The organism is Catenibacterium sp. GCM10023432 (assembly GCF_042651925.1).
GTDB lineage: Bacteria > Bacillota_I > Bacilli_A > Erysipelotrichales > Coprobacillaceae > Catenibacterium > Catenibacterium mitsuoka.
This window is the reverse complement of sequence record NZ_JBHSEB010000034.1, coordinates 71,354-85,050: the sequence shown is the minus strand read 5'-3', so window position 1 is coordinate 85,050 and position 13,697 is coordinate 71,354. Positions and strand designations below refer to the sequence as shown.

Annotated in this window: 9 protein-coding genes, 2 tRNA genes and 1 pseudogene; 6 read left to right on the top strand and 6 right to left on the bottom strand. The window is 34.8% G+C overall.

Translation table 11 applies throughout. From position 1 onward, the window contains the following. The 4 genes and pseudogenes from ACFOZZ_RS05035 to ACFOZZ_RS05020 form a co-directional block, all read left to right on the top strand. A pseudogene (locus ACFOZZ_RS05035) lies at positions 1-381 on the top strand (IS110 family transposase); the annotation flags it as partial. Between the two features lie 209 nt (positions 382-590). After that, positions 591-3,515, top strand: a complete 2,925-nt coding sequence (locus tag ACFOZZ_RS05030) for a glycoside hydrolase family 2 TIM barrel-domain containing protein (RefSeq protein WP_376814845.1) — start codon at positions 591-593, stop codon at positions 3,513-3,515. A 3-nt stretch (positions 3,516-3,518) separates the two neighbouring features. After that, positions 3,519-4,109, top strand: coding sequence for a histidine phosphatase family protein (locus ACFOZZ_RS05025; RefSeq protein WP_055233173.1), 591 nt, complete (start codon positions 3,519-3,521; stop codon positions 4,107-4,109). Positions 4,110-4,151: 42 nt separating this feature from the next. Continuing rightward, positions 4,152-5,363: a MalY/PatB family protein gene (locus ACFOZZ_RS05020; protein ID WP_329966430.1), complete on the top strand. Its 1,212-nt coding sequence runs from the start codon at positions 4,152-4,154 to the stop codon at positions 5,361-5,363. A 79-nt stretch (positions 5,364-5,442) separates the two neighbouring features. Here the strand turns inward: ACFOZZ_RS05020 and ACFOZZ_RS05015 are convergent. The 3 genes from ACFOZZ_RS05015 to ACFOZZ_RS05005 all read right to left on the bottom strand — a co-directional run bounded on the left by ACFOZZ_RS05015 (position 5,443) and on the right by ACFOZZ_RS05005 (position 6,959). Continuing rightward, positions 5,443-5,518 (bottom strand) — tRNA-Ala (locus tag ACFOZZ_RS05015). Positions 5,519-5,538: 20 nt separating this feature from the next. After that, a tRNA-Ile gene (locus ACFOZZ_RS05010) sits at positions 5,539-5,615 on the bottom strand. Between the two features lie 108 nt (positions 5,616-5,723). Further along, on the bottom strand, positions 5,724-6,959 hold the full coding sequence (locus ACFOZZ_RS05005; RefSeq protein ID WP_376814844.1) for a 6-phosphofructokinase: 1,236 nt from the start codon (positions 6,957-6,959) through the stop codon (positions 5,724-5,726). Between the two features lie 287 nt (positions 6,960-7,246). Here ACFOZZ_RS05005 and nifJ point away from each other — a divergent pair, with 287 nt between their 5' ends. After that, the gene (nifJ, locus tag ACFOZZ_RS05000) at positions 7,247-10,780 is read left to right on the top strand and encodes a pyruvate:ferredoxin (flavodoxin) oxidoreductase (protein WP_055289418.1); all 3,534 of its coding nucleotides are present in this window, start codon (positions 7,247-7,249) and stop codon (positions 10,778-10,780) included. 116 nt (positions 10,781-10,896) lie between these two features. Continuing rightward, a complete protein-coding gene (locus tag ACFOZZ_RS04995; RefSeq protein ID WP_055233177.1) occupies positions 10,897-11,124 on the top strand; it encodes a hypothetical protein in 228 nt (75 codons plus the stop codon). A 75-nt stretch (positions 11,125-11,199) separates the two neighbouring features. Here the strand turns inward: ACFOZZ_RS04995 and ACFOZZ_RS04990 are convergent, their stop codons facing one another. Genes ACFOZZ_RS04990 through ACFOZZ_RS04980 form a run of 3 tightly spaced genes read right to left on the bottom strand, consistent with a single transcriptional unit; the run spans position 11,200 to position 13,577 of the window. Then, positions 11,200-11,604: an HIT family protein gene (locus ACFOZZ_RS04990; RefSeq protein WP_055233214.1), complete on the bottom strand. Its 405-nt coding sequence runs from the start codon at positions 11,602-11,604 to the stop codon at positions 11,200-11,202. A 53-nt stretch (positions 11,605-11,657) separates the two neighbouring features. Further along, positions 11,658-12,605, bottom strand: coding sequence for a hypothetical protein (locus ACFOZZ_RS04985; protein WP_376814843.1), 948 nt, complete (start codon positions 12,603-12,605; stop codon positions 11,658-11,660). Positions 12,606-12,611: 6 nt separating this feature from the next. Continuing rightward, entirely contained in the window at positions 12,612-13,577 is a 966-nt protein-coding gene (locus ACFOZZ_RS04980) for a peptidylprolyl isomerase (protein WP_055233179.1), read from the bottom strand. Positions 13,578-13,697 lie beyond the last annotated feature (120 nt).

Below are 13,697 nucleotides of genomic sequence, written 5' to 3'. Positions count from 1 at the left end.
AAGAAATCAGTTAAGATTTCAAAAGCTGGTGTTTATCTTAAGCCTTGCCTTGTTCAGGTTGCACATGCTGACGTAAAAGATAAGAACTGCGATTACTACGCAGACAAATTTAACAAGATAACTAAAAGGCGCGGTAAGAAACGAGCTATCATTGCGATTGCGAGAAAAATACTTATTGCTGTCTATCACCTTTTAAAAACTGGTGAAGTATTTAACCCAACAGATATGGCAGATGTTGAAACAACAAAGAAGCAACGAATCGAATACGTAAAAAACAATTTACGAAATGCCTTCAATCAGCTCAGCCGCACTGGCTTGTCTGAAGCAGAGATTCTACAACTCATCAGAAAAGAATCTACGAACTCACCTCAAATAGAATAGCCATCCATTTGGGGAAAGGGGCTTTATGCACTTTTTTAGGGTAAAATTTGTTTTCTCTTTCAATTTTTATTCAGATTAATCACCTCATAAACATTATATCTCAATAAAAGTAAAAAAATACAGCATTATACTATATTACCCTATATTATACTCCATTCCATTTCTATTTGTTCTCATATTTTTATAATTATATTTGGAGGATAAAACATATGGAAATGAATAATGAATGGGTCCAAGACCCAAAGGTATTTAATATCAATCGTGAACAGGCACACGCCTCAATACATCGCTATGCCTCTCTAGAGGAGATGCATACAAATAAGAGTAGTTATATCTATTCTTTAAATGGTAAATGGAAATTTCATTATGCTAATGGGTTTAATCAATTAATTAAAGATTTTTCTAACAAGGATTACAACAGTGATAACTGGGATGAAATCAATGTTCCTGGACATATTCAGTTACAGGGGTATGGAACGCCTATGTATGTCAATCAGATCTATCCTTGGTCTGCCACAGAACAAATCATACCAGGAGAGATTCCAGAACATAATCCAATTGGCAGCTATATTACATATTTTGATAGTTCAGTTATTAAAGATAACACAGATGTTTATATTAATTTTAAGGGTGTAGAATCCGCAATGGCTTTATGGGTTAATGGAACTTTTGTAGGCTATAGTGAAGATACTTTTACACCATCACGCTTTAATATTACTTCTTTAATAGAGGAAGGAAACAACAAGATTGCAGTGAATGTGTATCGCTTTAGTAGCGGTAGCTGGCTTGAGGACCAGGATTTCTGGCGTTTCTCAGGAATATTTAGAGATGTAGAATTAGAAATGGTGCCTCATACACACTTGGAAGATATAAAGGTACTTACACATTTGAATGACACCTATGATCATGCTGTCGTAGAAGTGAATCCAACTGTCATTCACCCCGTAAAAGTTATTTATACATTGAAATATAAAGATGAAATTATTGCAAGTGAAACAAAAGAAGATAGTTCATCTCTTCAATTTGAATTAGATCATCCTCATTTATGGTCTGCAGAAAAACCACACCTTTATACATTGATTATTGAAGTAATGGATGAAGAAGGTTTAGTAGAATGCATCAGCCAGCAGGTCGGTGTAAGAGAATTTAAAATCATAAATGGTATTATGTGTATCAATGGGCAGAGAATCATCTTCCACGGTGTTAATAGACATGAATTTTCTGCTTATACAGGTAGACATGTATCTTATGAAGAAACAAAACAGGATATCTTAAATATGAAAGCACACAATATCAATGCGTTACGTACATCACACTATCCTAATCAATCTTTCGTCTATGATCTATGTGATGAATATGGACTTTATGTCATTGATGAAGTGAACCTAGAAACACATGGTACATGGAGTGAGTACTTTGACAAGGAACATATTATTCCTGATAATAAGCCTGAATGGTTAGATATAATTCTAGATCGTGCAAATTCAATGTATGAAAGAGACAAGAATCATCCTTCTATTATTATATGGTCTTTAGGTAATGAATCTCACGGAGGTAAGAATCTCTATGAAATGTCTCAATTCTTAAGAAACAAAGACCAATCACGTGTTATTCATTATGAAGGTATCTCCCATGATCGTTCTTACAATGAGACAAGTGATATTGAAAGTCAGATGTATACATATGTGAAAGATATAGAAAAGTACTTGACTACACATCAGGACAAACCGTTCATTCTATGTGAATATGCACACTCAATGGGTAATAGTAATGGTGCTTTATTTAAGTATATTGATTTAGAAAAGAAATATCCTCTTTATCAGGGTGGTTTTATCTGGGATTATATCGATCAGGCATTATATCATGATGGAAAACTCTGTTATGGAGGAGATTTTAAAGAAAGACCAAGTGATTATGATTTCTGTGGCAATGGATTAGTCTTTGCGAATCGTAAGAATACTCCTAAGATGCAGGAAGTAAAGTATTGTTATCAATATGTAGATTTCACAATCAATGAACAGGAAATCAAATTAGATAATAGATACTTATTTACTGATTTGAATGAATACACTTTACAGATTGATTTATTATGTGACGGCTATGTCATTAAATCACAGAATGTTATTGTTGCATGTGCACCACAAAACACAACTACAATTAAAAATCCGTTTGTGGTTGAAGATAACAAAGAATATGCATTGAATATTTATCTAAAGAAAGATAATCAAGTCTATGCATATGAACAGTACATTTATGATTATGAACCTCAAACAGTAAAGAATTCTTCTTTACCAGTTAAGGTGGTAGAAGACTATTTAAATGTTGGTGTAGTAGGGAAGGACTTCAATGTCATCTTCTCAAAACAGAAGGGATTAGTGTCTTATCGATATCATCAAGAAGAATACATTCGTGTGCCTGTAAAACCGAACTTCTTTAGAGCTTCTACAAATAATGATGTGGAAAATAAATATGGCTATCGCTATGGGGAATGGTTAACTGCAAGTTTATATGCTAAATGTCAATTTGTGAGAGTAGTTAAAGAAGAAACATCATGCAAGATTGAATATACATATGATTTACCTCGTTTAGGAGATGAACTACTTTATCTTACATATACTGTATATGGTGATGGAAAAGTAGAAGTAGATATGTCTTATCAGCCTCTTGCATCCAATATTGAAATGCCTGCATTCGGCCTATTATTCCAGTTATATAAGGATATGGAGCATGTCTCATATTATGGATTTGGTCCAGAAGAAAACTATATAGATAGAAATAAAGGGGCAATGCTTGGAAGATATGATTATAATGTCACAGACAACTGTACACCTTATCTCTACCCACAGGAATGTGGCAATAGAACACATGTTAAGGAAGTGTTGATTCGTGGTGGAAATAAGGTATTATTATTAGAGGGCGATGATTTTGAAATGTCAGCTTTACATTACACACCTTATGAATTAGAAAATGCACGTCATCATGATGAATTGCCTGAAGCATATCAGACAGTATTATGTATTAATGAGAAGCAGATGGGTGTTGCAGGAGATGATACATGGGGTGCTAAGACACATGAAGAATTCTTGTTAGATAAGAATAAGCATCATCTACACTTTGCATTTAAAGGAGAATAATCAATGAAGTTTATATTTGTAAGACATGGTAAAACACACTTTAATGAAATCAATTTAACACAGGGATGGTGTGATTCACCTTTATCAAAATTAGGCGTTAAACAGGTAGAAAACATGTCTTTACAATTAAAGGACTATAGTATAAACAAGGCTTATACATCACCACTTGGAAGAGCGGTAGAAACATCAGAGATTATACTTCAAGGTCATAATATTGTACCTATTTATGACAAACGTTTGAAAGAAGTGAATTTTGGAATCTTAGAAGGTATTAACACATTATTTGTTAAAGAATTGCATATAGATGCGCCTAATTGGATGGATACGCTCGAAATGGATTATCGACCATATGAGGGAGAAGATCTCCATGATGTGATTAATAAACATATAGAATCCATTAATGACATCATTGCATCAAGTAAAGAAGATGATACAGTACTTATTGTTGGACATGGCTGTTCACTTTATGGATTAGTTAAAACACTTATACCTCATGATGAACGTTTAAGATTTCCAGATAATGCGACAGCAATCATAGTGGATTATAAAGAAGGACATTATTCACTCGATACTATTCTGAATGCAGTCTATTAAGTAACATTTCAAGTCATCCTTTTATAATAATAAGGAGACAATATGAAGTACGATTTTGCAACAATCATTGATAGAAAAGGAAAAGATGCCATGGCCTTGGATGCAGTAGGGTCTCAAGAAGGTCATGTCAAGAAGCCTACTTTCCCTAAAGAAGGTTTTAGTATTATTCCAATGTGGGTGGCTGATATGAATTTTGCGACAGCACCAAGTGTAATGAATGCTCTCAATAAACGTCTCGCACATCCGCTATTTGGTTATTTTTATCCATCTGATGATTATTATGAAGCCATCATGTATTGGCAGAAGACAAGAAACAATATTCATGATTTAAAGAAAGAGTATATTGGTTACGAAAATGGTGTTTTAGGGTGCCTAGCAAGTGCCATTCATGCCTTTACAAAGCCGGGAGACAAGATTCTCTTCCATAGTCCTACTTATGTAGGTTTTTCCACTGTGTTAAATGATACAAATCGAGTGGCTGAATTAAGTCCTCTTGTAAAGGATAAAGAGGGTGTGTGGCGCATGGATTATCAGGACATGGACAAGCGTATCAAAGACAATAACATTCGCTTAGCGGTTCTCTGTTCTCCTCATAATCCATGTGGACGTGTATGGGAAAAAGAAGAACTTGAACAGGCAATGAATGTTTTCAAAGAAAATGATGTCATTGTCGTATCAGATGAAATATGGTCAGACATTGTATTTGCAGGATATAAGCATATTCCTACTTATAGTATTAGTGAAGATGCTAAAAGACGCACAATCTCTATTTATGCACCAAGTAAGACATTTAACTTAGCGGGACTTATTGGCGGCTATCATATTATTTGTGATGACTATTTAAGAGAACAGCTCAACAAAGTAGCTACTTCGACACATTACAACAGTATGAACGTTTTATCTATGCATGCTTTAATAGGTGCCTATCGTGAAGAATCTATTGAATGGGTGGATGAATTAAATCAGGTACTTGAACAGAATATGAAATATACCTATGACTTTATTAAAAACAATGTAGAAGGTATTGAAGTATCTCAATCGCAGGGGACTTATATGGTGTTCCTACATTGTGAAGACTACTGTCTAAAGAATCATCTGACTATTGATGATCTTATTCAAAAAGGATGGGATGTAGGTGTAGACTGGCAAAGTGGCGTTCAGTTCCATGATCCATGGGGTATAAGACTCAACATTGCATTACCACATCCATTATTACAGGAAGCCATGCAAAGATTAAAAGAATACGTATTCTAATACGAAAAGGACAGCCTCTCGGCTGTCCTTTAATAATAGGTAAAAAAAACAGACACAAATGTGTCTGTTAAGTTCTAAATGGTGGAGCCTAGGAGGATCGAACTCCTGACCTCCTGCGTGCAAAGCAGGCGCTCTCCCAGCTGAGCTAAGGCCCCAAAGAAATTTTAAATAAACATGGTGGGCCTGAATGGATTTGAACCATCGACCTCACCCTTATCAGGGGTGCGCTCTAACCAACTGAGCTACAGGCCCATTTCTTGACTGCTCACCTATAATACCATGTAGAAATACACTCGTCAATAAAAAAACATAAAATTAAACTGCAAATAAATAAAGTCCCACAAGGGACTTTATTCGTTCTTAATTTTCTTTTAAATGGGCAATATCAATATATGAAGGAATACCATTCTTATAACTAATAGCGATTTCACCCTGGATTAATGGATATAAGTAATCATAAAGTTCTTGAGTGATATCATTACCTTCTTTAGTAATCCATTCTGCTGGAACTTTCTGTTCTAGGTTCGCAATATCCTGTACATTACTATAGATACATTCTGCAGTATATGGATCATTGCTAGTTCTTTTAACACCCATCATAACATTTGTATGATCAGCAAGTGCTGTTTCTACAGCCTTTTTACCAATAAAGAAAGATTCATCAATATCTACTTTAGAGGCAATATGCATTGCACATCTTTGTAGTACATTTAATTCGATACTTCTTACTTTACATCCAAAATGTTCTTTACAGATATTTTCTAATACCTTACCAGTACCAAAATGGATTGGATGACCAAATGCATCATACTGCTGTGAATCACCACTATCTAAGAAGTTTCCGTTTTCATCATGAATACCTTCACTTACTGCAATCATGATAGAAGACTTTTCTTTGAACTTTTCTTCAATATCCTTCAAGAAACGTTCTTTATCAAATACGACTTCCGGTAAATAAATGAGATCAGGGGCATCATTACATTCAGTTCTTGCAAGTGCACTTGCAGCAGTTAACCAACCTGCATTACGTCCCATGATTTCTACAATAGTAATTGCATCTAGCTTATAGATAGAAGAATCATAAGCAATTTCTAACATAGAGCTTGCAACATACTTTGCAGCTGAACCAAAGCCTGGAGTATGATCTGTACCCATCAAATCATTATCGATAGTCTTTGGAATCCCAATGAAGTGGATAGGGGAATTGATTGTTTCACCATAAGCTGCAAGTTTAGCCACAGTGTCCATAGAATCATTTCCACCAATATAGAAGAAATCAGTGATTTCTAAATCATTAAATTTTTTAAATAACAAGTCATAAGTGCCTTTATCATCACTTACTGTAGGCAGCTTATAACGACAGCTTCCTAAATACATTGCTGGGGAATGCTTTAATGCATCGATTTTTTCCTCAGAATTAAATGTTGTACCTAGATCCATGAAGTGATCTTCTAATAGTCCCTGGATACCATTAATCATACCATAGATATGAGTAAATCCTTCTTCCTGGCATTGAGTAATAATACCTGCAAGAGAGGCGTTGATGGCAACCGTAGGCCCACCAGACTGACCAATAAAACAGTTTTTCGTATTCATTTTATGCTCCTTTTGTATATTTCATCCCCATTTTAACATCAAATGCATTTGATAGAAAGATTTATCTAAAAGAAAACGGCAGAATGCATCACTCATAAGACATGACGGGTATAGAACATGACAATTAACACATTAGAGTATTCAACTATTTTTCAGGCTGAATTAGATAAACATCTTATGAAGTATAGAAATATATATGGTTTAGAAACAAAATACACAAAGAGAATTAATTATAGTATTTTATTGCATATCAGCGTATAATGGTAGATAAGGAGGATTGAAAGATTATGTCTAAGAAGTATTTATCTATGGATGGTAATACTGCTGCCGCTCATGTTGCGTATGCATTTTCTGAAGTAGCAAGTATCTATCCAATTACCCCTTCTTCACCAATGGCTGAACATGCTGAAGAATGGGCTTCACAGGGAAGAAAAAATATTTTTGGCTCTGCTGTAAACGTAGTTGAAATGCAGTCAGAAGCAGGTGCTGCTGGGGCTGTACACGGTGCTTTACAGGGTGGTGCTTTAGCTACTACATTTACTGCATCTCAGGGTCTATTATTAATGATTCCTAACCTTTATAAGATTCAGGGTGAAATGCTTCCAGGTGTTTTCCATGTAGCTGCAAGAGCTCTTGCAACTAGTTCATTAAATATCTTTGGGGATCATCAGGATGTTTATGCCTGCCGTCAGACAGGTATTCCTATGCTTTGTTCACATTCTGTACAGGAAGTTATGGATTTAGCTGGTGTTGCACACTTAACTGCAATTAAAGCAGGTGTACCATTTATCCATTTCTTTGATGGTTTCAGAACATCTCATGAAATTCAGAAAGTTGAAGTTCTTGATTATGAAACTTTAGCTTCATTAGTAGATTATGATGCAATTAAGAAATTTAAAGCAAACGCACTTAACCCACATACTAATCCAGTAGAACGTGGTGGTGCAGATAATGATGATATCTATTTCCAGAGCAGAGAAGCTCAGAATAAACATTATGATGCAGTTGTAGAAATTGCTGCAGATTACATGAAGAAGATTTCTGAAATTACTGGTAGAGAATATGCACCATTTACATACTATGGTGATCCAGAAGCAGATAGAGTTATTATCGCAATGGGTTCAGTAACTGAAACTATTAAAGATACTATTGATGAAATGGCTAAAGAAGGAGAAAAGGTTGGTGTAATCAAAGTACATCTTTATAGACCATTCTCTGCAAAATATTTAAAGGCTGTTTTACCAGCAACTGCTAAGAAGATTGCTGTACTTGATCGTACTAAGGAAATGGGTGCTACTGGTGAACCATTATACCTTGATGTATGTTCAGTTATTAGAGATGCTGATACATTGGTTATTGGTGGTCGTTATGGTATGGGTTCTAAGGATACTACACCTCAGCATATCAAGGCTGTTTATGATCACTTAAATTCAGATAATCCATTTACAGGATTCACAATTGGTATTAAGGATGACGTAACTCATTTATCATTACCTGATGTTCATGGATTCCATATCAATTCTGGTGTTACTCAGTGCTTATTCTATGGTTTAGGTTCTGATGGTACTGTATCTGCAAATAAGTCTTCTATCAAGATTATTGGTGATAATACTGATTTATACTGCCAGGCTTATTTCGCATACGACTCTAAGAAGGCTGGTGGAGCAACTCGTTCTAACTTAAGATTTGGTAATAAGCCAATTAGAGCAACTTACTATGTAAATAGAGCAGACTTCATCTCTTGTTCATTAGACAACTACTGCTTAAAGTATGATATGTTGAAGAACTTAAAAGATGGTGGACGTTTCTTATTAAATACTGAATTTACTAAAGAAGAAATCGCTGATTATCTTCCAAATAGAGTAAAGAAACAGTTAGCAGATAAACATGCTAAGTTCTATATTATTAATGCCAACAAGATTGCTAGTGAAATCGGTATGGGTAGACGTACAAACACTATCCTACAGTCAGCATTCTTCGCATTGAATGAACAGATTCTTCCAATCGAAGAAGCTGTTACTAAGATGAAAGAAATGGCTAAGAAGTCTTATAGCAACAAGGGTGAAAATATCGTTCAGGCTAACTATAAGGCTATCGATGCTGGTAAAGATGCAATTGAAGAAGTAACTGTAGATCCAGAATGGTCTAACTTAACTGTATTACCATTAAGAAAACCAACTGGTGATGATTACTTTGATAACTTCGTAGCTCCTATCAATGCTCTTGAAGGTTATGACTTACCAACTTCAGCATTCTTAGATAAGCTTGATGGTACTATGCAGAATGGTGTTGCAATTAAAGAAAAACGTGCAATTGCTATTCAGGTTCCTAAGTGGGAAAAAGACAACTGTATCCAGTGTAACCAGTGTGCTATGGTATGTCCTCATGCAACAATCCGTCCATTCTTAATGACTGAAGAAGAAATCAAGAATGCACCAGAAGATATTACTAATGATGTATTAAAACCAATTGGTAAGGGTGTTGAAGGATTATCATTCCGTATCCAGGTTTCTCCTGATAACTGCGTAGGTTGTGGATTATGTGCATCCGTATGTCCAGGTAAACGTGGTGAAAAGGCACTTACAATGGTTCCAGTTAAGGATGAATTAGAACATTCTGCTTTATCTGAATATGTATACAACAATGTAGAATATAGAGATGACAAGTATCCTACAACTACAGTGAAGGGTGTTGGATTCATGAAGCCTTACTTTGAAGCATCTGGTGCCTGCGCTGGTTGTGGTGAAACTCCATATTATCGTTTAGTTTCTCAGTTATTCGGTTCTGATATGAGAATTGCGAACGCTACTGGATGTTCATCAATCTATACTGGTTCAACTCCATCTACTCCATGTACTACTGATAAGAATGGTCATGGTATGGCTTGGGCTAACTCATTATTCGAAGATAATGCTGAATTTGGTTTTGGTATGAAACTTGCAGAAAACTACATGTCTAAACATATCTTAGAAATCATTGAAGCAAATAAGAATGATGTAGAGCCAGAATTAAAAGAAATTCTTGAAAAATATGAAGCTGTTAAGGGTCAGAGAGTAGAAGAAAAGGCTCTTTATAACGAATTAGTAGAAAAAGTTGAAGCTTCAGCTAATGAACCTATCAAGGAATTACTTGATATGAAGGGTGAATTAGTGACTAAGTCTCAGTGGATCATCGGTGGTGACGGATGGGCTTATGATATCGGCTACGGAGGATTAGACCACGTTCTTGCTAATGATCAGAATGTCAATGTATTAGTTCTTGATACAGAAGTATATTCTAACACTGGTGGACAGTCTTCTAAATCATCACAGGCTGCTTCTATTGCGAAGTTCACTGCAAGTGGTAAGAAGGTTGCTAAGAAAGACTTAGCTCAGATTGCTATGGCTTATGGTCATGTATATGTTGCACAGATTGCTTTAGGTGCTAACCCAATGCAGGCTATTAAGGCTATGAAGGAAGCTGAATCTTATGATGGACCATCATTAATTATTGCTTATGCACCATGTAATGAACATCATATCAAGGGTGGATTAATTAACTCTTCAAGACAGGAAAAATGGGCTGTTGAATGTGGTTATTTCAACTTATTAAGATACGACCCACGTTTAACTGAAGAAGGTAAGAACCCACTTACAATTGATTCTAAGGCTCCTGATTATTCTAAGTTCAAAGACTTCTTAATGAGTGAAAACAGATTCTCTCAGTTAGTTAAGATCAATCCTGAAAACGCAGAAGCATTATTCGATAAGTGTCTAGCAGATGCTAAACGTCGTCGTGCAAGAGCAGAAGCACTTGCTAAAGATTTTGATGCTGCTGAATAATTCATACGAAAGAGATAGTAGAAATGCTATCTCTTTTCTTTATATTCATAACATATTAAAAAGATAGGTATATTGCTTGCTATTTGTATTCATTATTTCTATACTAGGAGTGGGTGATGGATATGAAGAGTGTACTTATAAAAGATACAACAAGAGAAGAAAGAAAAAGAATCATACAAGAAGCATTGGACTGTAATGATTCTGCAGGATGTGAGAACTGCAGTGGATGCGGCTTGTTTGGGGCTGGAGATCCCTTTGAAATGTATGAAGATTATATAGAAGGTAAAAGAGAAATCAAAGAAATTAATATGGATTTTGTTTCACGCTACTTTGTGAGAGGTTAATCACATCGTAATATAAAGAGATGTCATATCATTGTGTGTACTAAAAAACAGGGATTTTTTTAAATCCCTGCTTTTCTATTTCATGATTTCGTTGTAGATATCATCAAGATTTACAACACTTGAACGATCAGTAAATTTAATCTTGATTGGATCATTTTCTTCATATCTTGGAATAATATGAATATGGAAATGATGCACTGTCTGACCAGCGACTTCTTTCGCATTAGTAAGAATATTACATCCCTTTGCATGCATATTCTCTACAATCTTATTTGCAAGCTTCTGAGCCACTTTCATACAATGTGCCATCACTTCTGGGTCTGCTTCTAAAAAACTATCATAATGTTCCTTAGGGATGACGAGTGTATGTCCATTAGTCGTCTGTGATAAATCCAAGAATGCAATGCAAGTATCATCTTCATATACAACTTTGCCAGGAATTTCCTTAGCGGCAATCTTACAAAAAATACAATTATCCATCATATAAAACCTCCTGTATTCATTCTAACACAAAAGAGACGTTTTCACGTCTCTTAGTCTACATATTTACTAGAAATTTTCTTGATCTGTTTCTTAACCTTTTCATCTTCGACAGTGAACTTATATTTCTTTAAATAATAAGTTTCAATATCTGTTTTCACATCGCCAAGGTTTAATAAGTTTTTAACAATATCATTCTTCTGAGCACTTTTATCAGTGTTGTATACATATACAACTGCATATTTACCAGTACTTAATTTTACAGCTTCCTTGTATACACCATCAGTCTTTAATGAAGTAAACTTGCTTAAAGCTTTGATGATCTTCTTATCAACTGTAGTAGTAGCACTCTTGCTGCATACAAAACCTAAATCAGTAGAACTAGAAGTATTCGCATTCATTAAAGCAGTCATTGCATCTGCACTAGTCACTGTCTTTAATGCCTTTAATGCTTCAGATTCTTTGCTGTATTCAACAATCTTTAAATAAGAAACATTATATTTCTTACATACATCATTGAACTTTGTATCTAAATATTTTTCTTCTAATAGTTCAGATTTTGCTTCTGGTACAATGACTTCCTTCTCAAAAGTCTTGGCATCACTATATCCCTGATTCTTTGCATAAGTTTCAAATGAACCAGAATATTCAGCATAACGCTGTTTAAGTTCTTTTGCTTTTGTATTAATTGCATCTTTATCAGTAATCTCTTTTGCAGTGATTTTATTATATGCTTCATTTAATACTTCATTAGCACCGTAGTTATCTAATAAGTATTCATATAAACCTTTTTTAGTCACACTTACATCACCACTGATAACTTCTGATGAACTATTCTGTACAGAACTTGTATAACCATCCTTATCAGCAGTCACAATATAAGCGGCAATCACACCAACAACAAGGACAATCGCAATGACAAGTAATGCAATCATTTTCTTAGTAAGTGTAAAAGGTTTCTTTTCAACTTCTACCTTATGGATCTGTTTGTATTCTGCCATTATCTCTTACTTCCTTTCTTCAGCTCTTGCTTTTAAGCCTTCTTTTACAGCTTCTTTAACTGCTTTTTTAACCTTTGCATCTTTATACTCGATATCATAAGTATTGAATGCAAGATAGATGATATTATCATCATAAGTAAGTAATGGTGACTGAATTGTGATATTCTTTAATTTTTTCTTGATTTTCTCTTTATTAGTAGAAGTACACTTTAAAATATAGTAACCATCATTTCCAGTTAATACATCAGAAGTCTGTCCTTCAGTTAAAGAGAAAGCTGATTCATTGATGGCATTGCCATAAGAATTTGTAAGGTTACTAGTTTTATCTACAACACCTAAAGAACCTTTAGCGCTCTTAGTATCAGAATCATCTGAATAATCCTTGGCAACATCACCAAAGTTCTTTCCATCTTTTAATAATTCCTTCACTTCTTCTAGCTTTTCTTTTTCAGCATCAGTAGGATTTGAAATATCAGAAGTAGAAATTTTGATCATAGAGATAACACGTGGTGTAGAAACCTTATAATAATCATCAAATACTGTATCATAATGTGTCTTTACATAATGCTTCACTAATTCTGCATACTGTAAAGAGTAGACCAGCTTCTTCTTATACTTACTTTCGCTTTCATAACCAGCGCTCTTCAAATCGCTCTTGAACTGCTTTTCATAAGAGTCTTCGCCATACTGGCTCTTATAAGAATTCTTAATACTATCAAGCATATCACTTGCATTATCTTTCATATCGCTTGTGACAGGATATTGCTTATTGATCAATTGATCAAGAACATATTGGAATGCAGCTGATTTACCAGCACTCGTAGAAATCAATGTATCATAAACATCATCTGCATATACATTGCCTTCACTTGTGGAAGCAACTACGCTCTTTCCATCTACTGTCTTACCACCACAGCCACTTAGTAGTAAAACACTCGCTAAACATAGCGCCGCTATTTTTTTGGCTTTCATACGTACCCTCCTTGCGCAACATATATATTATACATGCTCAATGATTTTTTTCAAATAATTACCCCTGTTTCACATAAAAAGACATAATTCACTAAAGTGAAAAGTTAAATTCCACTTTAG

Coding starts and splice junctions, on each gene's coding strand:
- ACFOZZ_RS05030 (WP_376814845.1), top strand. CDS start 591: ATGGAAATGAATAATGAATGGGTCCAAGACCCAAAGGTATTTAATATC.
- ACFOZZ_RS05025 (WP_055233173.1), top strand. CDS start 3,519: ATGAAGTTTATATTTGTAAGACATGGTAAAACACACTTTAATGAAATC.
- ACFOZZ_RS05020 (WP_329966430.1), top strand. CDS start 4,152: ATGAAGTACGATTTTGCAACAATCATTGATAGAAAAGGAAAAGATGCC.
- ACFOZZ_RS05005 (WP_376814844.1), bottom strand. CDS start 6,959: ATGAATACGAAAAACTGTTTTATTGGTCAGTCTGGTGGGCCTACGGTT.
- nifJ (WP_055289418.1), top strand. CDS start 7,247: ATGTCTAAGAAGTATTTATCTATGGATGGTAATACTGCTGCCGCTCAT.
- ACFOZZ_RS04995 (WP_055233177.1), top strand. CDS start 10,897: ATGGATATGAAGAGTGTACTTATAAAAGATACAACAAGAGAAGAAAGA.
- ACFOZZ_RS04990 (WP_055233214.1), bottom strand. CDS start 11,604: ATGGATAATTGTATTTTTTGTAAGATTGCCGCTAAGGAAATTCCTGGC.
- ACFOZZ_RS04985 (WP_376814843.1), bottom strand. CDS start 12,605: ATGGCAGAATACAAACAGATCCATAAGGTAGAAGTTGAAAAGAAACCT.
- ACFOZZ_RS04980 (WP_055233179.1), bottom strand. CDS start 13,577: ATGAAAGCCAAAAAAATAGCGGCGCTATGTTTAGCGAGTGTTTTACTA.